This window comes from Burkholderia sp. 22313 (assembly GCF_052045245.1).
Taxonomy (GTDB): Bacteria; Pseudomonadota; Gammaproteobacteria; order Burkholderiales; family Burkholderiaceae; genus Burkholderia.
In genome coordinates, this window is sequence record NZ_JBQEON010000003.1 from 17,945 (window position 1) to 43,891 (window position 25,947).

General features: G+C 69.2%; 25 protein-coding genes and 2 pseudogenes. 13 read left to right on the forward strand and 14 right to left on the reverse strand.

Annotated features, from left to right (window positions below; all coding sequences use genetic code 11):
- Nucleotides 1–12: 12 nt before the first annotated feature.
- Nucleotides 13–1,494 (reverse strand): DHA2 family efflux MFS transporter permease subunit, encoded by a 1,482-nt coding sequence (locus ACTJKF_RS03425; RefSeq protein WP_440622165.1) that lies wholly within the window; start codon nt 1,492–1,494, stop codon nt 13–15.
- A 191-nt stretch (nt 1,495–1,685) separates the two neighbouring features.
- Here ACTJKF_RS03425 and ACTJKF_RS03430 point away from each other — a divergent pair, with 191 nt between their 5' ends.
- A complete protein-coding gene (locus ACTJKF_RS03430) occupies nt 1,686–2,126 on the forward strand; it encodes a MarR family winged helix-turn-helix transcriptional regulator (protein ID WP_440622166.1) in 441 nt (146 codons plus the stop codon).
- A 59-nt stretch (nt 2,127–2,185) separates the two neighbouring features.
- On the opposite strand, the gene ACTJKF_RS03435 is transcribed toward ACTJKF_RS03430, so the two are convergent.
- Together ACTJKF_RS03435 and ACTJKF_RS03440 are read right to left on the reverse strand one after the other, a co-directional pair.
- Complete coding sequence (locus ACTJKF_RS03435) at nt 2,186–3,064, reverse strand: helix-hairpin-helix domain-containing protein (protein ID WP_440622167.1); 879 nt, start codon at nt 3,062–3,064, stop codon at nt 2,186–2,188.
- A gap of 160 nt (nt 3,065–3,224) precedes the next feature.
- Entirely contained in the window at nt 3,225–4,787 is a 1,563-nt protein-coding gene (locus ACTJKF_RS03440; RefSeq protein ID WP_440622168.1) for a sigma-70 family RNA polymerase sigma factor, read from the reverse strand.
- 309 nt (nt 4,788–5,096) lie between these two features.
- On the opposite strand from ACTJKF_RS03440, the gene ACTJKF_RS03445 reads away from it, so the two are divergent.
- Together ACTJKF_RS03445 and ACTJKF_RS03450 are read left to right on the forward strand one after the other, a co-directional pair.
- Entirely contained in the window at nt 5,097–5,528 is a 432-nt protein-coding gene (locus tag ACTJKF_RS03445) for a hypothetical protein (protein WP_440622169.1), read from the forward strand.
- Nucleotides 5,529–5,561: 33 nt separating this feature from the next.
- Nucleotides 5,562–6,356: an SH3 domain-containing protein gene (locus ACTJKF_RS03450; protein WP_440622170.1), complete on the forward strand. Its 795-nt coding sequence runs from the start codon at nt 5,562–5,564 to the stop codon at nt 6,354–6,356.
- Nucleotides 6,357–6,468: 112 nt separating this feature from the next.
- Here ACTJKF_RS03450 and ilvD read toward each other — a convergent pair whose 3' ends face one another.
- From ilvD to ACTJKF_RS03475, 5 genes are all read right to left on the reverse strand, one after another.
- Nucleotides 6,469–8,328 carry a dihydroxy-acid dehydratase gene (gene ilvD, locus ACTJKF_RS03455; RefSeq protein WP_440622171.1) on the reverse strand — a complete coding sequence of 620 codons (1,860 nt, stop codon included), beginning with the start codon at nt 8,326–8,328 and terminating at the stop codon, nt 6,469–6,471.
- Nucleotides 8,329–8,664: 336 nt separating this feature from the next.
- Nucleotides 8,665–9,687, reverse strand: coding sequence for an Ldh family oxidoreductase (locus ACTJKF_RS03460; RefSeq protein ID WP_440622172.1), 1,023 nt, complete (start codon nt 9,685–9,687; stop codon nt 8,665–8,667).
- Nucleotides 9,680–11,272 carry an aldehyde dehydrogenase (NADP(+)) gene (locus tag ACTJKF_RS03465; protein WP_440622173.1) on the reverse strand — a complete coding sequence of 531 codons (1,593 nt, stop codon included), beginning with the start codon at nt 11,270–11,272 and terminating at the stop codon, nt 9,680–9,682. The genes ACTJKF_RS03460 and ACTJKF_RS03465 overlap by 8 nt, the downstream gene beginning before the upstream one ends.
- 71 nt (nt 11,273–11,343) lie before the next feature.
- The gene (locus ACTJKF_RS03470; protein ID WP_440622174.1) at nt 11,344–12,969 is read right to left on the reverse strand and encodes an APC family permease; all 1,626 of its coding nucleotides are present in this window, start codon (nt 12,967–12,969) and stop codon (nt 11,344–11,346) included.
- A 249-nt stretch (nt 12,970–13,218) separates the two neighbouring features.
- A complete protein-coding gene (locus tag ACTJKF_RS03475) occupies nt 13,219–13,341 on the reverse strand; it encodes a hypothetical protein (RefSeq protein WP_440622175.1) in 123 nt (40 codons plus the stop codon).
- A gap of 248 nt (nt 13,342–13,589) precedes the next feature.
- Here ACTJKF_RS03475 and ACTJKF_RS03480 point away from each other — a divergent pair, with 248 nt between their 5' ends.
- The 4 genes from ACTJKF_RS03480 (at nt 13,590) to ACTJKF_RS03495 (ending at nt 17,257) form a co-directional block, all read left to right on the forward strand.
- Nucleotides 13,590–14,522 (forward strand): 4-hydroxyproline epimerase, encoded by a 933-nt coding sequence (locus ACTJKF_RS03480; protein ID WP_440622430.1) that lies wholly within the window; start codon nt 13,590–13,592, stop codon nt 14,520–14,522.
- The gene (locus ACTJKF_RS03485) at nt 14,519–15,646 is read left to right on the forward strand and encodes an NAD(P)/FAD-dependent oxidoreductase (RefSeq protein ID WP_440622176.1); all 1,128 of its coding nucleotides are present in this window, start codon (nt 14,519–14,521) and stop codon (nt 15,644–15,646) included. The genes ACTJKF_RS03480 and ACTJKF_RS03485 overlap by 4 nt, the downstream gene beginning before the upstream one ends.
- A gap of 79 nt (nt 15,647–15,725) precedes the next feature.
- Nucleotides 15,726–15,959, forward strand: a complete 234-nt coding sequence (locus ACTJKF_RS03490; protein WP_440622177.1) for a 2Fe-2S iron-sulfur cluster-binding protein — start codon at nt 15,726–15,728, stop codon at nt 15,957–15,959.
- Nucleotides 15,956–17,257, forward strand: a complete 1,302-nt coding sequence (locus tag ACTJKF_RS03495; protein ID WP_440622178.1) for an FAD-dependent oxidoreductase — start codon at nt 15,956–15,958, stop codon at nt 17,255–17,257. The genes ACTJKF_RS03490 and ACTJKF_RS03495 overlap by 4 nt, the downstream gene beginning before the upstream one ends.
- 46 nt (nt 17,258–17,303) lie before the next feature.
- Here the strand turns inward: ACTJKF_RS03495 and ACTJKF_RS03500 are convergent.
- A pseudogene (locus ACTJKF_RS03500) lies at nt 17,304–17,447 on the reverse strand (LysR family transcriptional regulator); the annotation flags it as partial.
- On the opposite strand from ACTJKF_RS03500, the pseudogene ACTJKF_RS03505 reads away from it, so the two are divergent.
- The 4 genes and pseudogenes from ACTJKF_RS03505 to ACTJKF_RS03520 form a co-directional block, all read left to right on the forward strand.
- Nucleotides 17,448–17,705, forward strand: a pseudogene (locus tag ACTJKF_RS03505) (aromatic acid/H+ symport family MFS transporter); the annotation flags it as partial.
- A 104-nt stretch (nt 17,706–17,809) separates the two neighbouring features.
- On the forward strand, nt 17,810–18,160 hold the full coding sequence (locus ACTJKF_RS03510; RefSeq protein ID WP_440622179.1) for an ArsR/SmtB family transcription factor: 351 nt from the start codon (nt 17,810–17,812) through the stop codon (nt 18,158–18,160).
- Nucleotides 18,150–18,584: a YeeE/YedE family protein gene (locus ACTJKF_RS03515; protein WP_440622180.1), complete on the forward strand. Its 435-nt coding sequence runs from the start codon at nt 18,150–18,152 to the stop codon at nt 18,582–18,584. The genes ACTJKF_RS03510 and ACTJKF_RS03515 overlap by 11 nt, the downstream gene beginning before the upstream one ends.
- Nucleotide 18,585: 1 nt before the next feature.
- Nucleotides 18,586–19,008, forward strand: a complete 423-nt coding sequence (locus ACTJKF_RS03520) for a DUF6691 family protein (protein WP_440622181.1) — start codon at nt 18,586–18,588, stop codon at nt 19,006–19,008.
- A gap of 167 nt (nt 19,009–19,175) precedes the next feature.
- Here the strand turns inward: ACTJKF_RS03520 and ACTJKF_RS03525 are convergent, their stop codons facing one another.
- Nucleotides 19,176–19,526, reverse strand: a complete 351-nt coding sequence (locus ACTJKF_RS03525; RefSeq protein WP_440622182.1) for a hypothetical protein — start codon at nt 19,524–19,526, stop codon at nt 19,176–19,178.
- Between the two features lie 212 nt (nt 19,527–19,738).
- Between ACTJKF_RS03525 and ACTJKF_RS03530 the strand changes: the two genes are divergently transcribed.
- Complete coding sequence (locus ACTJKF_RS03530; protein WP_440622183.1) at nt 19,739–21,223, forward strand: PLP-dependent aminotransferase family protein; 1,485 nt, start codon at nt 19,739–19,741, stop codon at nt 21,221–21,223.
- 144 nt (nt 21,224–21,367) lie between these two features.
- Here ACTJKF_RS03530 and ACTJKF_RS03535 read toward each other — a convergent pair whose 3' ends face one another.
- Entirely contained in the window at nt 21,368–21,643 is a 276-nt protein-coding gene (locus tag ACTJKF_RS03535; RefSeq protein WP_440622184.1) for a hypothetical protein, read from the reverse strand.
- Between the two features lie 98 nt (nt 21,644–21,741).
- Complete coding sequence (locus tag ACTJKF_RS03540) at nt 21,742–23,076, reverse strand: cytochrome-c peroxidase (RefSeq protein ID WP_440622185.1); 1,335 nt, start codon at nt 23,074–23,076, stop codon at nt 21,742–21,744.
- On the opposite strand from ACTJKF_RS03540, the gene ACTJKF_RS03545 reads away from it, so the two are divergent.
- A complete protein-coding gene (locus ACTJKF_RS03545; protein ID WP_440622186.1) occupies nt 23,069–23,341 on the forward strand; it encodes a hypothetical protein in 273 nt (90 codons plus the stop codon). The genes ACTJKF_RS03540 and ACTJKF_RS03545 overlap by 8 nt on opposite strands.
- Here the strand turns inward: ACTJKF_RS03545 and ACTJKF_RS03550 are convergent.
- Nucleotides 23,328–24,791, reverse strand: a complete 1,464-nt coding sequence (locus ACTJKF_RS03550) for a metallophosphoesterase family protein (RefSeq protein WP_440622187.1) — start codon at nt 24,789–24,791, stop codon at nt 23,328–23,330. The genes ACTJKF_RS03545 and ACTJKF_RS03550 overlap by 14 nt on opposite strands.
- Nucleotides 24,792–25,042: 251 nt before the next feature.
- Entirely contained in the window at nt 25,043–25,765 is a 723-nt protein-coding gene (locus ACTJKF_RS03555) for a helix-turn-helix transcriptional regulator (RefSeq protein ID WP_440622188.1), read from the reverse strand.
- Nucleotides 25,766–25,947: the final 182 nt, after the last annotated feature.

A 25,947-nucleotide genomic window follows, 5' to 3' on the forward strand; every position in this document is an offset into this window, starting at 1 on the left:
CCCGCCGCAGCGTCAATCCATCGCCGCGTGCGCGACGTCGACGCTCGCGGTCTTCTGCGGCGGGCGGATCAGCAGCAACAGCGGGATCATCAGCAGCGTCGCGACGAACATCAGCTTGAAGTCGTTCAGGTACGCGATCATCGCGGCCTGCTGGTTGATCGTGCGGTCGAGCAGCGCGATGTCGAGGTGGCTGCCGGCCATCGCCTGCACGGCCGGGTCGAACGGCGTGATGTGGGTCGCGAGGTCGGCATGCGCGACCTGCGTGTTGCGCGTCATCAGCGTCTGCACGATCGAGATGCCGATGCTGCTGCCGATGTTGCGCATCAGGCTGTAGGTGGCCGTGCCGTCGGCGCGCAACTCGGGTGTCAGCGTCGAAAACGACAGCGCGCTCAGCGGCACGAACACGAGCCCCAGCCCGAAGCCCTGCACCACGCCGGGCCACACGATGTCCGCCTCGGACAGCACGATCGTGTACTGCATCATCTGCCAGAGCGCCAACGCGGAAATCGCCAGCCCGGCGAACAGCAGCGCCCGCGCGTCCACGTATTTCAACAAGCGTCCGACGAACAGCATCGCGATCATCGTGCCCGCACCGCTCGGCGCGGTGACGAGGCCCGTCGTCGCGACCGGATAGCCCATCAGGTTCTGCAGCATCGGCGGCAACAGCGCGCGGGTTGCGTACAGCACCGCGCCGACGACGAAGATGAACAGCGTGCCGGTCGCGAAGTTCGGGTCGCGCAGCAATTCCGACTTGAAGAACGATGCCTTGCCGACGGTCGCCGTGTGCGCCAGAAAGAACGCGAAGCTCAGGGCCGCGACGAGGGCCTCGATGCGGATCTCGTACGAGCCGAACCAGTCGAGCTGTTCGCCGCGATCGAGCATCGCCTGGAACGCGCCGATCGCGAGCGCCAGCGTCGCGAAGCCGAACGCGTCGAATTTCACGTGCGGGCGCGGCGCGCGCGCGGGCAGGAAGGTCAGCACGCCGGCCAGCGCGAACGCGCCGATCGGCACGTTGATGAAGAACACCCAGCGCCAGTTGTAGCTGTCGGTGAGCCAGCCGCCGAGCGTCGGGCCGAGGATCGGGCCGACCATCACGCCCATCCCCCAGATCGCCATCGCCTGGCCTTGCTTCTCGCGCGGGTTGATGTCGAGCAGGATCGACTGCGACAGCGGCACCAGCGCGGCGCCGAACACGCCCTGCAGCAGTCGCGCGCCGACGATCTGCACGAGCGACTCGGACAATCCGCACAGCGCGGACGCAATCGTGAATCCCGCGATCGAGATCGTCAGCAGCCGCTTCATGCTGAGCCGGTCGGACAACCAGCCGGTCAGCGGCGTCGCGATCGCCGCGGCGACGATGTAGGAGGTCAGCACCCAGGTGATTTCGTCCTGCGACGCGGACATCGTGCCCTGCATGTGCGGCAGCGCGACGTTCGCGATCGTGCTGTCGAGCGTCTGGATCAGCGTCGCGAGCATGATCGACAGGGTCAGCATCGGTCGATTGAGGGCGGGCGGCGAGGCGGGAGTGTCGGTGGCGGCGGCGGGATTCAAGCAGGTGTCTCCGTGGGACGGCCGCCGTGGGCGGCGATCCGGTATGGCTCGAATTATAAGCACGCTTATTATGTTCGTGCTCATCGCTTGACCCGAGCCGCGGGTCATTCGCGGCCTGCCCCTATAATCGCCGGATGGACAAGACTTACGAGAACCGGATCGGCTACCTGATTTCCGACGTGGCCCGCCTCCAGGGACGCCTGTTCGACCGGCGCGCGAAGCGTATCGGCCTGACGCGCGCGCAAAGCCGCGTGCTCGCGTACCTGACGTGGAAGGGCGAGATGAATCAGGCGCGGCTCGCGGAATGGCTCGAGATCACGCCGATCTCGCTGACGCGGCTGCTCGACCGGATGGAAAGCTGCGGATGGATCGAGCGCATCGCGAACGACGACGATCGCCGCGCGTTCGTGATCCGGCTGACCGACAAGTCGCGCGACATCTTTCCGCAGATGCTGGAAGTGGGTGACACCGTCACCGACAACGGGCTGCGCGGCTTCACGCGCGACGAGCGCGACACGCTGGTGCGCCTGCTCGGGCGCGTGCGCCACAACCTGATCGACAGCGGCGGCGAGTGACGGCGGTGGCGTGCCACGGCTGACCGGCGCGCAGCGCGGCGGCTAGTGGCTCGCGCGCATCAACCTGCGTAATACACGCGGCATTCCATCTCGCGGCCGCGCACGACGCGCTTGCCGACGAGCGTGCCGAGCGTCTCGGTCACGACGGTCCGCTGGTGCTCGCATTGCAACGCATCGTAGAAGTAGAGTGCGACCCAGTCCGCCGTGCGGCCGGATTCCTGCGGGCGCGCGGGATACGGGCACAGCGCGGTGAAATGCCAGCCGCCCTTCGTCATGTGCATCACGGGCGGCTGAATGCTGACGTCCGCATTCAGGCGCCGCGTCACGAGCGTGGGCAGGATGCCGGCGGCGGCCTTGTTGCGGTACAGGCGGTCGATATACAGCAGCAACTCGACCGGCGGTTCCGTGCCGAGATCGGCGTTGCGCGCGTGGCCTTGCCAGCGCCGGCGCCGGCTCAGCACGTCGTCGAGCGCCGCGCGGATGCCGGCCGCGCGCCGCGGGCCGACCCCCGCGATGGCTTCGAGCTGGCCGCTGCGGGCCGCGCGTTCGAGCTCCTCGAGCGTATCGATGTGCAATTGATCGTGAATCCGCAGTGCGAGCGCGTGACCGATGCCCGGCACGGCTTCGAAGGCCGAGACGCGCTCGGCGTCGCCGCGCAGCCGGTCGAGCAGGCGCCAGCGCCCGGTGACCAGCAGCTCGGCGATCGCTTGCGCGACGCCCGTGCCGATCTCCGGCAACGCGCCGAGCGCCTCGACGCCGCCCGCGTCGAACCGCGAGCGGACGCCGCCGTCGAGCGACTCGATCGTATCGGCCGAGGTGCGGTAGGCGGCAACCCGATAAGGATTCGCACCCTGTTCGGCAAGCAACTGCGCGGCTTCGCGCAGGCAGGCCGCGATCTGCCGGTTTTCCTCGTGCGTCTGGCTGAAGGTCGTCTGCATGGTGAGGGACCCGTGGAAGCGCAAACGAATCGGACACGGCGCAATGCGCCGGTTCGTCTTTTATTTCAGCACATTGTCGCGGCAAGCGGCGAACAAAACTTGATGCGCGTCAATGGCAAACGTTGTACAGGCGGGAACCGGGTCGCGNNNNCGCGACCGGTTACGCGTCGAGGAACGATTGCGCGCCCTCGGCCTCCGCGGCCGTGCGCAGCGTGGCGAGCGCGCGCTTCTCGATCTGCCGCACGCGTTCGCGCGACATTCCGGCATCCTGCGCGATCGCGTCGTAGGTGTCGGGCTCGGCGCCGCCGAGGCCGAACCGCCGGCGCAGCACGTCGGCCTCCGCCGGCGTGACCGTCCGCAGCAGCGACGTCACGCATTCGCGCATGCGCGTGTCCGCCAGGCGCTCGAACGGGCTTGCCGCCGCCTGGTCCTCGATCAGGTCGACGAGGCCGGTGTCGGCATCGGGCAGCGGCGTGTCGAGCGACAGCGGCTCGGCAGGCAGCGCGAGCACTGCGCGCAGCTTGTCCTCGGCGAGCCCGGTTTCGGCTGCGAGCTCGGCCGGCGTCGCGCGGCGGCCGGTGCGCTGGCGAAAGCGCAGCGCCTGCCGCTGCACGCGCTGGTACTGGTCGCCGACGTGCACCGGCACGCGGATCGTGCGCGAGCGGTCGGCCACCGCGCGCGCGACCGCCTGCCGGATCCACCAGGTCGCGTAGGTCGAAAACTTGAAGCCGCGCCGGTATTCGAACTTCTCGATCGCGCGCAGCAGGCCGAGGCAGCCATCCTGCACGAGGTCGGGCAGGTCGACGCCGCGGTTCATGTACTTGCGCGCGATCGACAGCACGAGCCGCAGGTTCGCTTCGAGCATCGCGCGCGTGCCGTCGCGCACCTTCTGCTGGCCGTCGCTCAATGCGGCGCCGAGCGCACGCCGCGCGACGGTATCGAAGCACGCGTCGTCGGCGCTGGCGGTGGCATCCGCGGCGGGGTTGACGGGCGCGCGGGCGAGTGCGCGCACGACGCGGCTTGCGTCGTCGACCGCCGGTGCAACCCACGCGAGCGACCCGAGCAGCGCGGCCAGGCCGTTGCGGGCGTCGCGGTATTCGGCCGAGCGGCAGCCGTGCGCGTGCAACGCGGCGCGCACGGCCGCGACTGCGTTCCGCAACGTGTCGTGGCGCACCGGCGCCGGCGTGGCGTCGGCGGCATCGTTGCCGTTATCGCCTTCGTCGCCGGACGCGCCCGTTGCACCCGTTGCGTCATGGCGCGCGAGCAGCGCATCGACGGCCGCCGGATAGCCGGCCAGCGCATGCAGGATCTGATGACGGCCCGTTTCGATTTCGCGGGCGAGCACGATTTCATCCTCGCGCTTGAGCAGCGGCACCGCGTGGATGCGCCGCGTGTAGAGCGCGAGCGGATCGGTCGATGCGCTGGTGCCGCGGGCGAGCTCGCCGAGCAGCGCGCGGCCCTCGTCGAGCGCGTCGCGATCGACGTCGGCCGGCGTTGCGCTTGCGAACGGCGCCGGCGTGGCCGGCTCGTCGAGCACGGCGATCCCGATGTCGGCGAGCGCGGCGCGCACGACGTCCAGCGCGTCGGGGCTGTCGCTTTCCGGCGGCAGCGTGTCGACGAGGTCGGCGTGCGTCAGATAACCCTGTTCGCCGGCGAGCGCCAGCAGCTGGATGATCGGATCGAGGGGCGTGTCCGCCCGAAGCGTGGGGCGTGGCGTAGTCATGTCGATGGCGGCGTGAGCCGCGCTCCTGTCTGGGCGGGCCGGGGTCCGCGGGTTTCAGGCCGCCGGGGGCCGCGAACGCCCGTCCGCGCCGGCCAGCCTGACTCGATATTCAACGTGAGGGCATTTGCGCCAATATCAACGCCGGCACGGCGAACGCGCAAGCACGCGACATGCCCGCGGCGGCCCCGGCACCGCTTTCGATGGCGGAAACAAAAAGTAACCGATCAAACCCGCGGAAATATGCAGGGGACGTAAGCTAGAGGCAGGCGCGCGCCATGCGGCGACGCGCGGATTTTTCCGGAGCTTCACATGACCCCGATTCCAGCCGCCAGGCCAGGCTTCGTCGTGCTGGCGACGCTCGCGCTGAGTGGCTGCTATTACACGGGCCCTTACGGTTACGCCCCGTATTACGCACCCGTGCCCGCCACGGTGACGCAGCGCGAGATCCCGGTGGCGCCGGCAAACGCCGGGTCGGTCGCTCCATCGACACCCGCGGTGCCGGCCGTGCCGCCGCCGGCCGACGATGACGCTTACGTACCGGCGCCGGTGTATGGCGCGCCGGCCTATGTGCGTTACCCGGTCTACTATCCTGCGTATCCCGCGTACTACCCGGGTTGGTACGGGCCGCCCGTCACGATCGGCCTCGGCTTCTGGGGGCACTGGGGTGGCGGCTACTGGCGCCGTCCGTGGGGCGGCGGCCACCGGGGTGGCGGACATTGGGGCGGTGGCCATCGACACTGACCGACGCGCGGCGGCTCCGCGCGGGAGAGCACCATGAGCAACACGATCATCCGAAGTCTGTGCGTCGTCCTGTTCGGCATCGCTGCCGTACCGGGCATCGCCAACGCGCAAAGCAGCGCATACACGAATTCCGGCGCCGAGCTCTATGCCGGGCCGGCACCCGATTACCCGGTCGTCGCCCAGGTCCCGCCCGGCACCGCGCTGGACGTGTTCGGCTGCCTGAGCGACTACTCGTGGTGCGACGTCGCGTTGCCGGGCGTGCGCGGCTGGATCGACGCGGAGCAGCTCGACTATCCGTATCAGGGCAATTACGTGCCGTTGCTCGAATACGGCGCGGTCATCGGCGTGCCGGTGACCGGATTCGCGATCGGCGCGTACTGGGACCGCCACTACCGCAACCGGCCGTGGTTCCACGACCGCGACCGCTGGGAGCATCGGGCCGAGCCGCGTGTCGGCCCCGGCGGGAGACCGCCCGGATACGGCCACCCGCAGCCGGGCGGGCCGATCGAGCGCGCACCGGGCGGCGAGCCGCCCGCGCAGCATGACGCGCGGCCGTCGGCCACGCGCGGCGGCTGGAATGGCCCGAACCGCGCACCCGCGCCACAGGCCGCGCCTGCGCCGATGCCCGGACCGGCGGGCAATGCCCGACCGCCGGCGGCCGTCGCGCATCCGGCGCCCCCGCAGGGCGGCGGGCCCCGGATGATGCCGCCGCAAGGGAATCCGGGCGGCGGCGGTTACGGCGGCCGGTCGCAAGGTGGCGGAAACAACGGGGGCGGCCACGGCGATGGCGGCCGCGGCGGTGCGGGCAGCGACGACTACCGCCGATGACTGACGGCGCCGTTGCCGCGGCTCGCGGCCGGTGCCGGACGAAAAAAAGCCGCTCCGGAGAGCGGCTTCTGGGCCAGGCGGGCGGGCCGCTCGTGCGGCCCGTCGTCCTGCGTCAGTCGTCGAGCAGCGACAGGTCGCGCACGGCACCCTTGTCGGCCGACATCACCAGCTTCGCGTAGGCCTTCAGCGCCGCGGACACCTTGCGCGGGCGCGGTTGCGCCGGCTTCCAGCCCTTCGCGTTCTGCTCTTCGCGGCGGCGCGCGAGTTCCTCGTCCGACACCAGCACGTCGATCGTGCGGTTCGGGATGTCGATGCGGATCTTGTCGCCGTCGCGCACGAGGCCGATCGCGCCGCCTGCTGCCGCTTCCGGCGAGCAGTGACCGATCGACAAACCCGACGTGCCGCCCGAGAAGCGGCCGTCCGTCAGCAGCGCACATGCCTTGCCGAGGCCCTTCGACTTGATGTAGCTCGTCGGGTACAGCATTTCCTGCATGCCGGGGCCGCCCTTCGGACCTTCGTAGCGCACGATCACGATGTCGCCCGCCTTGACCTTGTCGTTCAGGATGTTCTCGACCGCTTCGTCCTGCGATTCGGTCACGTGGGCCGAGCCTTCGAACACGAGGATGCTTTCGTCGACGCCGGCCGTCTTCACCACGCAGCCGTCGAGCGCGATGTTGCCGGTCAGCACGGCGAGGCCGCCTTCCTTCGAGAACGCATGCTCGTACGAGCGGATGCAGCCTTCGGCGCGATCGAGGTCGAGGCTCGGCCAGCGCGTGTCCTGGCTGAACGCGACCTGCGTCGGGATTCCCGCCGGGCCGGCCAGGTAGAACGTGCGGACCGCTTCGTCCTGGGTGAGGGCGATGTCCCACTGCTCGAGCGCGTCCTTCAGCGTCGGCGCGTGCACGGTCGGCACGTCGGTGTGCAGCTTGCCGGCGCGGTCGAGCTCGCCGAGGATCGCCATGATGCCGCCCGCGCGGTGCACGTCCTCGATGTGGTACTTGTTGGTGTTCGGCGCGACCTTGCACAGCTGCGGCACGATGCGCGACAGGCGATCGATGTCCTTCATCGTGAAGTCGATGCCGGCTTCCCGTGCGATCGCCAGCAGGTGCAGGATCGTGTTGGTCGAGCCGCCCATCGCGATGTCGAGCGTCATCGCGTTCTCGAACGCCTTGAAACCGACCGCGCGCGGCAGCACGCGCATGTCGTCCTGCTCGTAGTGCTGGCGGGTCAGTTCGACGATCCGGCGGCCGGCGCGCTTGAACAGCTGCTCGCGATCGGCGTGCGTCGCGACGACCGTGCCGTTGCCGGGCAGCGACAGGCCGAGCGCTTCGGTCAGGCAGTTCATCGAGTTCGCGGTGAACATGCCCGAGCACGAACCGCAGGTCGGGCAGGCCGAGCGCTCGACTTCGGCGACGTCGGCATCCGAATACGACTGGTCGGCCGCGATCACCATCGCGTCGACGAGGTCGAGCTTCTTCAGTTCGACGGTCTTGGTGACCGGGTTCGCGAGACGCGTCTTGCCGGCTTCCATCGGGCCGCCCGACACGAAGATCACCGGAATGTTGAGGCGCATCGCGGCCATCAGCATCCCCGGCGTGATCTTGTCGCAGTTCGAGATGCAGACCATCGCGTCCGCGCAGTGCGCGTTCACCATGTATTCGACCGAGTCCGCGATGATGTCGCGGCTCGGCAGCGAATAGAGCATGCCGTCGTGGCCCATCGCGATGCCGTCGTCGACCGCGATCGTGTTGAATTCCTTCGCGACGCCGCCCGCGGCTTCGATCTCGCGCGCGACCAGCTGGCCGAGATCCTTCAGGTGCACGTGCCCCGGCACGAACTGCGTGAACGAGTTGACGACCGCGATGATCGGCTTCGAGAAATCGTCGTCTTTCATGCCGGTGGCACGCCACAGCGAGCGCGCACCTGCCATGTTGCGGCCGGCGGTGGAGGTTTTGGAACGGTATGTGGGCATGGTGATGGCTGAAGAAATATCGCGGAAAAGGGTGGAGGCACGGGAATAAAGGCCTCTCGCGCGCCCGTGCGAACAACCTCTTGAGCTGCGCCCTGGGCAAACTTGGCGATTATCCCACAGCCGCCGGGCCTGCGGCCGCCGCGGGAGCGGGCGAACGGCGCGGGCGGGGTGGTGCGCCGGACAGCACCTGAGCGCACCGAGCGCACCGAACGCACCGAACGCACCGAACGCACCGAACGCACCGAACGCGCACGCAGGCCACCGCCGGCGGAACCGGGCAGCGGCTTCATCGCGTTCTGCCGACGATGAAGCCGTGCCGCCCCCCTCGATCGCAGGTCAGTCGAGCAACGTCAGGATTTCGTCGTACAGCGCCTTCGGAATCCGCACGCCGTGCGCCATGCTGCGCGCGCGCGCATCGAAGCGCCGCTGCGACGGCAGCCGCGCGCCTTGCCCGGTGATCGACGCGAACATCCGCTCGCCGCGCGCGAGGCCCGCGTCGAGTTCGTCGCCGAGGAACACCTTCGGATCGAACGCGATCACGAGTTCGCCGTGGCACGGCGTCGCGCCGACGCCTTCGTCGAAGTCCATCGACTCCTGGCTCGTCAGGTCGCCGATCAGCGCGCCGCCGAGCAGCTCGACCATTGCCGCGAGCGCCGAGCCCTTGTGACCGCCGAAGGTGCGCATCGCGCCTTGCAGCGCGGCCTTCGGATCGGTGGTCGGCTGGCCGTGCGCATCGATCGCCCAGTGCGACGGAATCGCCTTGCCCTGTTTTGCGTGCAATTCGATGTCGCCGCGCGCGATCGCGCTGGTCGCGAAGTCGAACACGAACGGCACGCCGTCCGGGCGCGGCCAGGCGAACGCGATCGGGTTGGTGCCGAACACCGGTTCGCGGCCGCCTTCCGGCGCGACCCAGCTGTGGCTCGGGTTCATCGCGATGCCGACCAGCCCTTCGGCGGCAATCGCCTCGACCTCGGGCCACAGCGCCGAGAAGTGGTAGCAGTGGTTGATCGTCATCGCGGCGATCCCGTGCTGCTTCGCCATCTCGACGAGCACCGGCAGGCCGGTTTCGAAGCTCAGCAACGAGAAGCCGCGATGCGCGTCGACCGCGACGATCGACGACGACAGCCGGCGCAGCGTCGGCACGGCCTGCGGATCGACCTTGCCCTTTTTCAGCGAGCGCACGCACACGAGCAGCCGGTACACGCCGTGCGAGTGGCACTCGTCGCGCTGGCCCTGCGTGATCACGTTGGCGATCGCGCGCGCGTGCGCATCGGACATCCCGTGATGGGTCAGCACCCGCAGCGCGAGTGCGTGGACCTCATCGAGCGGCAGGACGACGTCGGCGAGCGGCTCAGACATCGCGCGCTTCCCGCGGCGCGGGCACGCCGTCGATGCGTTGCGGCACGTTCAGCGGGTTGCCGTCGCGGATCGCGTCGGGCAGCAGCGCGTCCGGCACGTCCTGGTACGACACGGGCCGCAGGAACCGCTCGATCGCGCGTGCGCCGACCGACGTGGTGCGCGTGTCGGACGTGGCCGGGAACGGGCCGCCGTGCACCATCGCATGACCGACCTCGACGCCGGTGCCGAAGCCGTTGACGAGAATGCGGCCGGCCTTGCGCTCGAGCGTCGGGCGCAGCGCGGCGAACAGCGCGGCGTCGCCGTCGGCGAGATGCGCGGCAATCGTCAGCTGGCCTTCGAGCGACTTCAGCACGCGATGCAGCGTGTCGGCATCCGGGCAGCGCACGATCAGCGACGCGGGGCCGAACACTTCGTCACGCAGTTCGGGGTGAGCGATGAACGCGTCAGCCGACGTCGCGAACAGCGCCGCGCGCGCCTGGTAGCGGCCGCCGTCCGCGCCTTGCGCGAGCCGCTCGACCTTGTCGTGCGCGGCGAGCGCGGCAACCCCTTGCGCATAGCTCGCGTGGATGTGCGGCGTCAGCATCGTCTGCGCGGCGGTTGCCTGAACGGCGGCGGCCGCTGCCGCTTCGAACGCGCGCAGCGCGGGGCCGTCGATCGCGAGCACGAGGCCCGGGTTCGTGCAGAACTGGCCGGCGCCGAGTGCGAGCGACGCGGCGAACTGTGGCGCGATTGCGGCGTGGCGCGCGTCGAGCGCGGCCGGGAACAGCAGCACCGGGTTGATCGAGCTCATTTCCGCATAGACCGGAATCGGCTCGTGGCGCGCGGCCGCGATGTGCATCAGCGCGACGCCGCCGCGGCGCGAGCCGGTGAAGCCGACGGCCTTGATGCGCGCATCGGCGACGAGCGCCTGGCCGATTTCGCGCGAAGCATCGAACAGCAGCGAGAACACGCCGGCCGGCAGCCCGCACTCGCGCACGGCCTGCTGGATCGCGCGGCCGACGAGCGCGGACGTGCCCGGATGCGCGGAGTGCGCCTTGACGATCACCGGGCAGCCGGCCGCGAGCGCCGATGCCGTGTCGCCGCCCGCGACCGAGAACGCGAGCGGGAAGTTCGACGCGCCGAACACGGCGACCGGCCCGATCGCGACGTTGCGCAGGCGCAGGTCGACGCGCGGCAGCGGTTTGCGGTCGGGGCGGGCCGGGTCGATGCGCGCGTCGACGTAAGCGCCGTCGCGCACGAGCGACGCGAACAGCGCGAGCTGGCCGACCGTGCGGCCGCGTTCGCCTTCGATGCGTGCGCGCGGCAGGCCGGTTTCGGTGACGCAGCGCTCGATCAGGTCGTCGCCGAGCGCCATGATGTTGCGGCCGATCGCGTCGAGAAACGCGGCGCGTTGCTCGGGGCCCGTTTCGCGGTACGTGTCGAATGCGTCGTCGGCGAGCGCGCAGGCCGTCTCCAGGTCGTGCAGGCTCGCGCCGCCGAACGCGGGTTCGAGCGCTTCGCCGGTCGCGGCGGCGATCGCGTGGAGGGTGCCGTTCTGTCCGGCGATGGCCGACTGGCCGATCAGGAGCTGACCTGTGAGTTGCATGGTGTTTCCTCGGAAAAGACGGGGCCGGGCGTGGCGTGCCCGGCCGGAGTAGATAGGGGAAAGCGGGGGTGTCAGTCTTCGTCGTCTTCGAGCTGCAGCTTGTCGGAACGCACGCCGGTGTTGGCGCCCCAGTAGAAGATGACGAGCGCGACGGCCGCGACGACGAACGTGTCGTACGGATGCGCGAGCTGGCCGGTGCCGCCGAAGCCGCCGAAGTACGACAGCACGATCATGGCCGCGTAGAACGCGATCAGCCACGCGGACGAGCGGACCTGTTCGGCGATGCTCAGGTGCGCGGTCGGCACCCAGCGGCGGCATGCGAGATAGATCACGAACATCACGATCTGCAGGCCGAGCAGCCAGGACACCGTGCCCCAGCCCGACCAGTAGACGATCAGCGCGGCGATCACGAACGACGCGGGGCCGGTGATGCCGAACGCCACCGCGCGGAACGGCCGCGGCAGGTCGGGCGCGGTGCGGCGCAGCGCGGCGACCGACACGGGCGCGACCGCATAGCTCAGCACGAGCGCGGCCGACACGATGTTGATCAGCGCTTCCCACGACGGGAACGGCATCGTCCAGAAGATCGCGAGACCGAACGTGAGCCACAGGCCCGCGCGCGGGATGCCCGACGCTTCGTCGACGCGCGTGAACACCTTGAAGAACGTGCCCGTCTTCGCCCAGCCGTAGACGACGCGCGGCGTCGCATTCATGTAGATGTTGCCGCAGCCGCTCGGCGAGATCATCGCGTCGGCCACCACCATCACCGCGAGCCAGCCCACGCCGAGCGCGAGCGCGATGTCGCGGTACGGCAGCGAGAAGGCCTTGCTGACGTCATGCCAGCCGGCGGCGAGCATGTCGGTCGGGATGCTGCCGATGAACGCGAGTTGCAGCAGCACGTAGATCAGCGTGGACAGCAGGATCGACAGGATCAGCGCGATCGGGATCGTGCGCTGCGGATTGCGCACCTCGCTCGCGACCGACACGATCGGCGTGAGGCCGAGATACGCGAAGATGATGCCGCCGGCCGACACGGCCATCTCGATGCCCGGCATGCCGAACGGCGCGAAACCGTGCACGGTCAGGTTGGCGGGCTTGAAGAACGTGAACAGCACAGCGATCACCGACAGCGGCACGATGAACTTGAAGATGCTGATGATGTTGTTCGCTTTCGCGAAGGTCTTCACGCTCGAATAGTTCAGGTAAAAGAAGAAGCACAGCAGCGCGGCCTGCAGGAGCCAGCCGATCGTCGTCGGGTCGCTCGAGCCGGCCTTGGTCAGGCCGGGGAACCATGCGGCCGCGTACTGGCGCGCCGCGACCACTTCGATCGCGATCAGGCTCGAGAACGCGATCAGCGTGATGAAGCCCATCAGGTAGCCGAGCAGCGGGCCGTGCGAGAACACCGGGTAGCGGACCACGCCGCCCGCGCGCGGCAGCGCGGCGCCGAGCTCGCAGTAGACGATGCCGAGCAGCAGCACCGAGAAGCCGCCGAGCAGCCACGAGAAGATGCCGGCCGGGCCGGCGATCGTCGACACGTGACTCGCGGCGAACAGCCACCCCGAACCGAAGATCGCGCCGAGGCCGATGAACGTCAGGTCGGTCAGCGACAGCTGCTTCTTGAACTTGCCGTGACCGCCGTCGGCGGGCACGGAACGGGAAAGCGGGATGGACGAGTGTGTGTTGCCTTGGCCTGGCATGGGTTTGTCTCCTGGGAAATATCGGGGCAGGTGAGGTTTGCGTCGCGCTCCGGCGGAGCCGCGGCACACACCTGCCGGCCGGCGTGCGACCGGTTCGAACGACCGGGGCGGGCCTGGGGCCGTTCGTGCGCAGCGCGGGCGGGCGTTGCAGCGAGCGGGCCCGTGTGGGCCATGCCGGACCGGAAGTGGCGGCGCGACGGGGGGAGGCCGTTGCGCCGCCGGGCGAAATCGGGCGGCGCGATCAGCGGTTCACCGGTTCTGTCCGGCGCGTTCCGCGGCGTCGAAAGTGATGAAGGCGATGAAAGCGCCCGGGACGAACCGGTTGCTGACGGCGGGGAAAACGCTGGTCCGCGGGTTGGCGATTCGGTTCACTGCAATCTCCTGCTTCGTATCGATCGACGACAGACGCGTCGACGTGCAACCAGTATCGCCGTGCAAACACCCATCACGCTTGAGTCGTATCGCGGAGCAGAATGACGAAATCGGCACAGTGGCCGGAAGGGCCGCGACAGGCGTTCCGCACTATGCCGATTTCGTCGCCGTCGTCATCGAAAAGCCACAAGCGGACGGACGCGCGACGGAGGAAGCTATGCTCCTTTCCCCACTTCGGACGGCTCATGATGAAGCGCATCCAGATCATCGATTCGCACACGGGCGGCGAACCCACGCGGCTCGTCGTGTCCGGCTTCCCCTCGCTCGGCAACGGCACGATGGCCGAGCGTCGCGACGTGCTCGCGCGCGAGCACGATCGCTACCGCACCGCGTGCATTCTCGAGCCGCGCGGCAGCGACGTGCTGGTCGGCGCGCTGCTGTGCGAACCCGTGTCGCCGGCGGCAGCGGCCGGCGTGATCTTTTTCAACAACAGCGGTTATCTCGGGATGTGCGGGCACGGCACGATCGGCGTCGTGCGCACGCTGCATCACATGGGCCGCATCGAGCCGGGCGTGCACCAGATCGAAACGCCGGTCGGCACTGTCGAGGCGACGCTGCACGACGACCTGTCGGTCAGCGTGCGCAACGTGCTCGCGTATCGCCACGCGAAGGCCGTCGAAGTCGACGTGCCGGGCTACGGCTCCGTGAAGGGCGACATCGCGTGGGGCGGCAACTGGTTCTTCCTGATCAGCGATCACGGCCAGCGCGTGACCGGCGACAACGTCGCCGCGCTGACCGCCTATTCGTCCGCGGTGCGCGCAGGGCTCGAACGCGCGGGCATCACCGGCGCGAACGGCGGCGAGATCGACCACATCGAACTGTTCGCGGACGATCCGGAGCACGACAGCCGCAGCTTCGTGCTGTGCCCGGGCCACGCGTACGACCGTTCGCCGTGCGGCACCGGCACGAGTGCGAAGCTCGCGTGCCTCGCGGCCGACGGCAAGCTCGAACCGGGCGCCGTATGGCATCAGGCGAGCGTGATCGGCAGCGTGTTCCAGGCGAGCTATGCGCAGGCCGAGGGCGGCATCGTGCCGACGATCCGCGGCAGCGCGCACCTGAGCGCGGAAGCGACCTTGCTGATCGAGGAAGACGATCCGTTCGGCTGGGGCATCGTGTCGTGAGCGAGACCAGGACCGACGTCGTCGTGATCGGCGCCGGCATCGTCGGCGCCGCATGTGCGCATGAACTCGCGCAGCGCGGGCTGCGCGTGCTCGTCGTCGACGACGCGAGCGGCGGCGCGACCGGCGCCGGCATGGGGCACCTCGTCGCGATGGACGACAACGCGGCCGAGCTCGCGCTGAGCCATTACTCGATCGAGCTGTGGCGCGCGCTCTTCGGCGAGATGCCGGAAGGCTGCGCCTACCGCAATTGCGGCACGCTATGGCTCGCGGCGGATGCCCACGAGATGGACCTCGCGCGCGCCAAGCAGGCGACGCTCGCCGCGCACGGCGTCGCGGGCGAGCTGATCGACGCGGCAACGCTCGCGCAGCTGGAGCCGATGCTGCGTGCCGGTCTCGGCGGCGCGCTGAAGATTCCCGGCGATGCGATTCTCTATGCGCCCGTCGCCGCGAGCTGGCTGTTGCAGCGTGCGCCGGGCATCACGTTGCGGCGCGCTCGCGCGGTGGCGGTCGACGGCCCGAGCGTGACGCTCGCGAGCGGCGATACGCTGCGCGCGGAACGCGTCGTCGTCGCGAACGGCGTCGCCGCGCGCGCGCTGTTGCCCGAACTGCCGCTGCGCCCGAAAAAGGGCCATCTGCTGATCACCGACCGTTATCCGGGCCAGGTGTCGCACCAGCTCGTCGAGCTCGGCTATGCGGCGAGCGCGCATGCGAGCGACGGCACGTCGGTCGCGTTCAACGTGCAACCGCGGCCCACGGGCCAGCTGCTGATCGGCTCGTCGCGCCAGTTCGACACCGAGGACGCGCGCATCGAACCGCCGGTGCTCGCGCGCATGCTGCGCCGCGCGGTCGGCTATCTGCCCGATCTGGCCGACCTGAACGGGATTCGCGCGTGGACGGGCTTCCGGTCCGCGAGCCCCGACGGCCTGCCGCTGCTCGGCGAGCATCCGGCGCGGCCGGGCGTGTGGCTCGCGGTCGGGCACGAAGGGCTCGGCGTGACGACCGCGCCGGGCAGTGCGCGGCTCGTCGCCGCGCTGATGACCGGCGAGCGGCCGCCCATCGACATCGAACCGTATTTGCCGGGACGTTTCCTGACGACGTCCCCTGTAGCCGGAGCGCTGACATGAAACGACCCCCACGCTCACTTTGTTCGCTGCCCTCCGCGGGGGCGGTCAGCCCCCTTGGGGCGGCCCGACGGAGGCTGACATGATCATCCATCTGGACGGCCGCGCGCTGACGGTGGCCGACGGTGCGACCGTCGCGGCCGCCGTCGCGGCGAGCGGCGACGACATGACGCGCGTGTCGTGCACGGGTGCGGCGCGCGCGCCGTTTTGCGGTATGGGCATCTGCCAGGAGTGCAGGATGACGATCGACGGCCGCCGCCGCCTGGCTTGCCAGACGCTGTGCCGCGACGGGATGCGGGTGGAGCGGACGCGATGAGCTCGGCAAAACAGGAACGACTGAGCGTCGACGTCGCGATCGTCGGTGCGGGCCCGGCCGGGCTGTCGGCCGCGCGGGCCGCCGCACGAAGCGGTGCCACGATCGCGATCGTCGACGATAACCCGCGCGCGGGCGGCCAGATCTGGCGCCAGGCGGCCGCCGCGACGCCGGTGCCGGCCGCCGCGGAACGCCTGGCCGTGCTGCGGCCGCCGAACGTCACGCATCTCGCGGCCACGCGCATCGTCGCCGAAACGCAGCCGGGTACGCTCCTGCTCGAGGACGACGAACGCGGCTTGCTGCTCGAATTCCGCACGCTGATCCTCTGCTGCGGCGCGCGCGAACTGCTGCTGCCGTTTCCGGGCTGGACGCTGCCGGGCGTCACCGGCGCGGGTGGTTTGCAGGCGCTGATCAAGTACGGCCTCGACGTGCGCGGGCAGCGCACGGTAATCGCCGGCAGCGGCCCGCTGCTGCTCGCGAGCGCGGCGACGGCCCGGCAGGCCGGCGCACAGGTGTCGCATGTGCTCGAACAGGCGGCGTGGCGCGACGTCGCCGGCTTCGGCGCGGGGCTGTGGCGCTGGCCGTCGAAGCTCGCGCAAGCGGCGAAGCTCGTCACGGCCGCCTACCGGCCCGACGCGCACGTCGTCGAAGCGTTCGGCGACAAGCGGCTCGAACGCGTGAGGATCCGGCAGGGCGAGCGCGAGTTCGAGATCGACTGCGACCGGCTTGCGTGTGGCTTCGGTCTCGTGCCGAACACCGTGCTGCCGAGCCATCTCGGCTGCCGGATCGAGAACGGCGCGGTCGCGGTCGACGCGCATCAGCGCACGAGCCGCGACGGCTATTTCGCGGCGGGCGAGTGTACGGGTGTCGGCGGCAGCGAGCTGGCGATGGTCGAAGGCGAGATCGCCGGCTACGCGGCCACCGGACAGATGGCGCCGCTGGCCGCGCGGGTTGCGCGGCGTGCGCACTGGCAGGCGTTCGCGAACGCGGTGCGCGAGCGCTTCGCGATTCGCGAGCCGATCCGCCGGCTCGCGCGACCCGATACGCTGCTGTGCCGGTGCGAGGACGTGCGTTTCGACGCGGTCGCAGACGCGGTCGCCGATGCGGTCGCGGAGGCGTCGGGCTGGACGGTTGCGAAGCTGCAGACGCGCTGCGGGATGGGCGCATGCCAGGGCCGCGTGTGCGGCGCGGCCGCGCAAGCGCTGTTCGGCTGGACGCCGCCGGTGCCGCGTACGCCGCTCGTGCCTGCGCGGGTCGGCACGCTGATGCTGGACGACACGGCGTCCTGCGACGGCGCCTGACGCGCCAGGGCGAGGCGGCACGGTTCGCGCCGGGCCGCCTCATCGCTCACGCCGCCTTCACTTTCTCCCATCCGCCGACCTGCGGCGCCGCACAGGCCCGCAGGCACTCGATCGCGACGGCCACGGCCGCGCGATTCGCGCTGTCCGGGTACCAGTAGATCGACACCGCGCCCTGGCCCTCGAGCTGCATCGCGTGACCGCGATGTTTCAGGTCGGCGGCACGCTCGGTGCGATCGTGCCAGGCTGGCTGATGGACCGCTTCGATCCGCATCGCGTGCTCGCATGCAGTGACGCGGCGGGCGTCGGTTCGATGGCGGGCGGGGCGATGCTCGCGATGAGGTTGCCGTTGTCGACCGCATTCGCCTTCGTCGCGGTGCTGGCGCTCGGTGTGGTGCGGGCCAGCGCGAAGCGGACGGCTGTTGATGCGATTGCCGGCGGGCAGGCGTAGCGGTGGGGGCGGGCAGGCGGCGCCGATGGCGCCGGATGATCGCGGGTGGCAATATTATATACAATGATATAATATTGATCCGTTAATCGTATGCGACCTTCCTCATGACCACCGACCCTTCGACCGGGCTGCCCGAGCCCGACCAGATGCGCGCCGCCGCCGAATCGGCGTGCGCGCTGCTCAAGGTGCTGTCCAATCCCGACCGGCTGCTGCTGCTGTGCGAACTGTCGCAGGGTGAACGCTGCGTGAGCGAACTCGAGGCGCGGCTGGATATTCGCCAGCCGACGCTGTCGCAGCAGCTCGGCGTGCTGCGGGACAACGCGCTGGTCCGCACGCGCCGCGAAGGCAAGAACATCCACTATTCGCTCGACAGCCCGGCGGCGATCGCGGTGATGGGCGTGCTGTACGAACAGTTCTGCGGACCGGCCGCGAAGGGGACGCGCCATGCAGCTTGATGCGCTTCATTTCACGCCGTGGCTGTCGCTTGCCGGCGGTGTGCTGATCGGGCTCGCCGCCGCGTGGCTCATCGCATTCAACGGACGGATCGCCGGCATCAGCGGCATCGTCGGCGGCCTGTTCACGGCCGGTGCCGCGGAGCGCGGCTGGCGCGCCGCATTCGTCGCGGGGCTGATCGCCGCGCCCTTGATGATGCGTATCGCCGGGGCCGCCGCGATGCCGCAGGTCGATGCGGGCTGGGGCGCACTGCTGGCGGCTGGCCTGCTGGTCGGCGTCGGTACGCGTTATGCGGGCGGATGCACGAGCGGTCACGGCGTTTGCGGGTTGTCGCGCGGCGCGACGCGGTCGATTGTCGCGACGGCGGTGTTCATGGTCGCCGGCTTCGCGACCGTATTCGTGCGACGGCACGTGCTCGGAGGCTGACATGCAGGCAGGATTTGCGTTTCTGGCGGGGTTGCTGTTCGGCGCCGGCCTCATCGTGTCGGGGATGGCCAACCCGCAGAAGGTGCTCGGTTTTCTCGATCTGGCAGGCCGTTGGGATCCGTCGCTCGCATTCGTGATGGCCGGGGCGATCGGCGTCGGCGTGTTCGCGTTTGCATGGGCGAAGCGCCGGACGCGCTCGTGGCTCGGTCTGCCGATCCAGTGGCCGGCCGCGCGGACGATCACCGTGCGGCTCGTCGCCGGGAGTGCCGTGTTCGGCATCGGCTGGGGAATCGCCGGGTTTTGCCCGGGGCCGGCGCTCGTGTCGATCGGGTTCGGGTCGGTCAAGGGCATCGCGTTCGTCGTCGCGATGCTGGCCGGGATGGCGCTGTTCGAATGGATCGAGCGCCTGCGGAAGGTGCGGTAGCGGGAGGGGCGGCACGTCGCGGGCCGGCGAGGGTGCGGTGGCCGGATCACGCGGATGGGTTCAATTGATTCGCCTCTGGAGAGCATGCGGGGCAAGATCGCGCATGCTGCCCGGTGCGGCGATGGGCTGGCCGCATGACGCCACCGGCGACGGTGCGAGCCACCGCGTCAGGACTGCTCTCGTACGTACCGCGCGCTGGATAACCGGGCGGTGACCCGCTGCACCCATGCGCGCCACGCGGCGAACCCGCCGCCCCGAGCCGTGGGTTCCACGACGGTCGCGCTGGCCGGGCCGGCGCCGCTGGCGGACAACGCCACATGGCCAGCCGCCTCGATCGTCAGGCATTCGCCTTCGCCGAGCACGCGGCGAACGTGTTGCGGCGCATCCGGCAGCCAGTCGAGCCCGCGTTGGCGCAACGTGATCGCGAGCGCGCCGTCGAGCACGACGACCTGGCTGCCTTTGTCGAACCACGCAAAGTGGCTTTGCCCGGCATCGAGCCGGATGTCCTGCGTTCGCATCGCGAGTCCTTTTCCCGTTTTCCCGGTTGACGCAACCTCGCGATGGCGAGGCGACGGCGTGCAATCAGGTTAGGGAAGCGCGCGCGGTCAGGACAGATTCAGGGGACGGGAATCTGTTACGGTGCAGGTGCGGATTGTGTGTCGCTGTATCGGTGGGTTTCCCCGGAATCTGTATCTGGCGTGCGCCGCAGCGCGCGGGCACGATCACCCGCATGACCTCGATCACCGACCCGTCCCGCACGCCTTTGCCGATGACCGGCGAGCCGCTTTACGAACGGCTCGCCGAACATTACCGCCGCATCATCGCGGCCGGCACGCTGTCGCCTGGCGACCGGATGCCATCGGTGCGCGCGTTCATGGCGCAGCACGGCGTGAGCCTGTCGACCGCGATCCAGGCATTCCGGCGGCTCGAGGACACGGGCTGGTGCGAGGCCAAGCCGCGCTCGGGCTATTTCGTGCGGCGGCGCGCAGCGGCCGCGCTCGACACGCTGCCGGAAAGCGACGGGCCGCCACTGAGCGTCGAGCCGCCGTTCGCGGGGCTGCACGAACGCGTGTCGCGTGTGATCGATCGCGCGAACGCGGCGCCCGATGCGCTGAATCTCGGCGGCGCGTCCGCATTGGCGACGCTGTATCCGGCCGAACGCCTGCAGACGCTGGCGATCCGCCTGTTGCGGCGCAAGCCCACGCTGTTGACCGATGCAGGGCCGGTCGGCGGTTCGCCCGAATTCCGGCAGGCGATGGCCAGGCGCGCGCTGTCGTACGGTGTGACGGTTTCGCCGGACGACGTGATGTCGACGAGCGGCGGCGTCGATGCCGTGAATCTCGCGCTGCGCGCGGTGGCGCGCCCCGGCGACACGATCGCGATCGAATCGCCGGCCTTTTTCGGCTTGATCCAGCTGCTCGAAAGCCTCGGCCTGCGCGCGCTGGAAATTCCGGCCAGCCCGACGACCGGGTTGTCGATCGAGGCACTCGACGTGGCGTTGACCGCCTACCCGGACATTCGGGCAGTGGTCGTCGTGCCGAACCTGCAGAACCCGCTCGGCAGCGTGATGCCCGACGAGCGCAAGGCTGCGCTGGTGGCATTGTGCGCCGGCCGCGGCGTGGCCGTGATCGAGGACGAGCCGTATCGCGAGCTCGTCGAAGCGCCGCACGCGGTGAAGCCCGTGAAGGCATGGGACCGCGACGGCACGGTGATCTACTGCCCGTCGTTCAACAAGGTGCTGGCGCCCGGGATGCGGCTCGGCTGGATGAGCGCGGGCCGCTGGCATGCGCGCGTGAAGATGCTCAAGTTCGCGCACAGCCGGCACAACGCCGCGTTGCTGCAGGCCGTCGCGGCCGAATTCGTCGGCTCGGGTGCGTTCGATCGCCACCTGCACCGGTTTCGCGAACAGCTTCGCGTGCAGCGCGACGTGACGATCGACGCGATCGCGCGTCATTTTCCGGCCGGCACGCGGATGAACCGGCCGCCGGGCGGCATGCTGCTGTGGATCGCGTTGCCGGACGGCGTGCGCTCCGAAGCATTGTTCGATGCCGCGCTGGCGCGCGGGGTGAGGATCGCGCCTGGCTCGATCTTTTCGAATTCCGACCGCTTTGACGCGTATATCCGGCTTGCCTGCACGCGGGTGTTCGACTCGACGCACGAAGCGGCAATCGAAACGCTCGGCCAGTTGATACGCGCCGCGGCGGCCGCTGCGTAAGCGGGCCGGGTGCCGGCCGGGCCGGTGGATCGGCTTGCGGCCCCGGCGCTCGTGACGGGTGCACGGGCCGGCCGATCCGGCACGTCGCGCTTCCGCCGACCGGGCGCCGCGCGACGACGCGCCAGCGATACGATTTGGGCGCTTTCATCGGCCGACCGCGTGCGCGGCGAGGTGCTGACGGATCAACGACAGGTAGCGATCGCCGACCGTGAAGTCGCGCGCGGCGCGCGGCCGCTCCGCCTGGCGCAGCGTGGCCGGCGCGCTCACGCCCAGATACCGGCACACCGCGGACGGAAAGGGTTTGCGCGTATGCCCGAGCTGGCGCGCCGCGCGCTCGACGCGGGCGTCGCCAAGCTGCGCACGCAGCCAGGCCAGTACTTGGCGATCGGTGTCGTTGACGATCCGGACCAGATGTTCCATCGCGCACCTCACTGTTCATAAATACAGTACTGTAAATATAACCAGTAGTTGCGGCGACTGCAAGCAGGCGCGCACGCACCTGGCCGTCAGGCCAGGGTTCAGCGCGCCGGCGCGGCGATCCGGGCGGCCGGCTCCTCGCGGGCGGCCGGCGCGGCGAGATGCGCGTAGCGCGCATCGGTCAGCGTGCCGAGGAACGCGACGATGTCGTCGATTTCCGCATCGGTCAGTGCGGGCGGCGTGCCCGGCCGGCGGTTCATCGGCGTCGAATTGACGTTGATGTTGCCGCGATAGGCGGCCGGCACGTCGTCGAACGTCCTGGCGCCGTGATACCAGTAGCCCGGGTCGGTCGAACGCGTGTTATAGAACGCGACGGCGTCGCGCAGTGTCGTGAACACGCCGTTGTGCATGAACGTCTGCTTGACCGCGACGTTGCGCAACCCCGGCGTGCGCAGATAGCCGCACCATTGCGTCGGGTCGGGCCAGTGCAGCCGCGCGGCCGTGTCGCACAGCCCGTTGTCGAAATGGCGAGGATCGCGGTTCGCGGGCAGCGCCCGGTTGCGTGGCACCGCGATCGCGTCGTAGCCGAAGTCGGTGAAGAGCGAGCGCTCAGGCCGACTCGACGTCTCCGTCAGCGTATGGCAGCTCATGCAGTTGCCCTTGTCGGGATTGCGGAACAGTGCCAGGCCGCGCATCTCGGCCGGCGCGAGCGGCGTGCGCGTGCGCAGGAACGCGTCGAAGCGCGACGTGAACGGTGCCATCTCGTCGCTCTGCAGATAGGCTTCGACGGCGGCGCCCAGCGCGCGCACCAGCTGCCCGGGATCGCGCCGCACCGATGCGCCGAAGCGCGCGGCGAGATCGCCCGCCAGCTCGGTGTCGCCGACCTTGCGCAGCAGTGCGGCCGGCGACCGGTTGTTCATCTCGTTCGGATCGAACAGCGGCCCGCGGATCTGCTCGGCGAGCGTATCCGCGCGGCCGTCGCCGAAGAGTCCGCCGAACGGCGACGGCGCGGGCGCGTCGTCGTCCTGATAGAAGTGGCGGCGCGGCACGTAGCGCACGTAGAGCAGCGACGGTGCGTTGCGCTGGCTGAAGCGCCCGGGGCGGCTGCCTTCCGGCACGTCGGGCCCCGCGAGCGACGCCGCCGACAGCGTCGGCGCGAACGCGCGCCCCGGATCGTGGCAGCCCGCGCACGACATGCCGCGCGGCTCGGACAGCCGCGGATCGAAGAAGATCCGGCGGCCGAGCGCGACGAGCGTCGGGTCGGGCGCGAAACGGGCGGTCGCCGCGTCGATCTTGCCGGTCACCTGCGGCGTGCCGTTGCCGATCGTGCCGACGACACGCGACGGCGGCGCGCCGGGGAGCAGGGTCGTTTCGGAAGGCGCGGCTCGGGCCGCAAGCGCCGCGCCGGCGAGCACGGCAGCGGCAAGGATGCGCACCGGCGAGCCGCCGCCGGCAGCCGAAGCCGAAGCCGAAGCCGAAGCCGAAGCCGAAGCCGAAGCCGAAGCCGAAGCCGAACCCGAAGCCGAACCCGAAGCCGAACCCGAAGCCGAACCCGAAGCCGAACCCGAAGCCCAAATCCGACGCTCGGAAGCGGCCGCCGCCGAAACCGGCCGCATCCGCGCTCCGGCGATCCGCCTGCGGCGGTCGATCAAACCCGCCAAACCGTCATTCAATCGAACTCCGTCGCTCACGGCGCGATGAACCCCGTCTTGTCGCATGCGAGCGTCGTGCCCGACTGGTCGCACGACGCGAGCAGCTTGCCGGCCGCCGAATACGCATGGAACACCCAGCCCGTCGCCGGCGCCGCGCGTCGTTCCATGATCAGGAAGCCGAAGCTGTTGTTGTGCGACAGCCGTTCGATCACGGCGCCCGGCGCGGGCATCAGTCCGGCCGGGAACGGGTCGGGCAGCGCGACGTCGAGGTTGTCGCCGCCGTTGCCGGACACGATCGTCGCCGGATGGCCGGACGAGAAGTTGATCGCCTGGAAATCGTGCACGTGCCCGTGCAGCGCGACGTGGATACCGGGCGGGTAGTACGCCTGCGCGTTCAGGCTCGACATCACCGACTGCAGCGCGAGGTTGCCCGGCGCGGGCGTGCTGCCGGCGATCGGCGCGAACGCGAGGATCGGATGGTGGTTCGTGAAGATAGTCGTCGTCATGCCGGCTTTCGACGCGAGCAACGCGACCGTCTGGAACTGCTTCTGATAGATGCGGAACTGCGCGTCGGTCGTCTTCAGCGGGTTGCGGCCGACCTTCGCGGTGTCGAACACGATCACCTGCGTGCCGCCGCCAAGCGATACCGCATAGGGATCCGAGTAGTTCGCGTCGTTGTCGTTGGCCGGATCGTCGCACGAACGGGCCGCCGAATACGGGTGCGGATCGAGGAAGCGGTACCAGCCCTGGCCGGCCCGCGCGCATTCCTCGTGGTTGCCGCGCACGACCACCCACGGCGCCTTCGCGAACAGCGGCGCGGCCGGGCGGAACAGGTCGGCCTGCCACGTATCCCAGCCGTAGCCCCACGGGCTGTCCTTGCAGCCGGCGATGTCCGGCGGGCATGCGTTCTCGCGATAGTGATAGTCGCCGACGTGCAGCACGAGATCCGGCGACAGCTTCGCGACGCTCGCCGCGATCGTGTCGAACGGCCAGACTGCGGCATCGTTGCACGCCTGCCATGCGTTGTCGGCCTTCTTCATCCGGCAGCCCGTGTCGGCGATGATCGCGATGCGCTGCGGCTGCGCTTTCGGCAGCGGCAGCGTGCGGCCCGCGACGCTTGCCGCCTGCGCATTGGCCGGCAGCGTGATTTCGCAGACGGACACGGGAAAGCTCGACGGTTTCGAATCGGCCGGGTCGCTGGCGGTCGGCCGCTGGGCGACGGTCGCGGCGCCTGCGCGCAGCGCCATGCGCGACACCTTGCCGTCGACGGTCAGTTGCGGGCACAGCGGATCGCCGGCCGACGCGGGCGTGTAGTTCGTGATCGCGCGCGCGATCGCCTGGTTCGCATCGCCGATCTCGACCCATGCGGCCTGGACGCTGGCCGAGGCGCTGGCCGGATCGTCCGGCGTATCGATGTGATTCGAGCACGCGGACAGCGCGGCGAGGGCAGCAAGGGGAGCGCAGCGCACGAGCTGCGCGCGCGTGAGGAATCGTCGCATGGGAGGGACAGGCACCGTAGGAAAGTCGTCAACGATACGCAGCGCGAATGTAAGAAATGTGAAAACAGAAGGCGGTTCGCGCATGACGACGCGGCGTCGCGGCTCGAGAAATGATGAACGGCAGACGCCGGGTCGATGAGTGCTGCCGTTTTCCATGGCTGCGCGGTCGTCCATCGCGCGGATTCTGCGGTGGTGGACGCTAATGTGCTTGCCACGAATCGGATGGATGGCTTCGAGTGGGCGGGAGTATTTTAGATTGGAGTGATGAGGCCATGGCAAATCCCTTTGATAACGGCTTGCTGTCGGGTTCTTACGCCAAATTTCCTGGTCAGATTGTAGACATGGAAATTCACGGTGGCTTCCGAACACGTCAGGATGCGCGATATTTCCCACGATGTCTTGCCGATGCCGAGTAATGTCAGGCACTCGAGCTCGCGCGCCGTCAGTTTGAGCGCACCATCCATATTGAAATGGCTTGCCGAGAAGGCAGTCGATGTTTCGGTTGCGTAGTCGCTCAGCATCGATAGCGAGGCATGCAGTTTTTTGCACGCGAATAGGCTTCCCGCATTTGCTTCGCTGGAAACGAAGCTCGCCACGCCAAACTGACCATCCGGACCGTGGACAGGAAAGGCGATGCCCGATCTCAGCCCGTGTTCGAAGGCATCTTCATATAGCGCCCGCTGAGCCGGTGTTACATAGGTTTTGTCGTCCCAGATCAGCGGCAATTTGTGCCTCATGCAATGGTCGATGATGGGGTCAACGCGGTAGAACTGTTTGTGTTCGTAGCGCTGTAGCCATTTCGCCGACAGATTGGTCTGGATGAACGCAGAAGAAAACGCGGCTGCCTTACTTTTCTTGACTCCATATACCACGCCGGCTAATCCGAACGACTCGACCAATGAGAATAGGCATGACGCCCACGAGTCGACCGTCTTGCAATCGACTAACTCGATCAATTTATCAAGATGATTCATGGCAGACCTTCGCTGAACTGACGATAGTCTAGCTGAATGTAGGCGTTTTGAAATATTGGGATGGCTGGGTATGGGTGTTCTGCCGATTGAAGTAGGGCAGGCGCGCGCTTAATGTGACAGTTTGAAAGATTGTGCGAAGCTCTGGTGTGATCCGCGCATCGGGTCGCGAAATATAGGTGAAG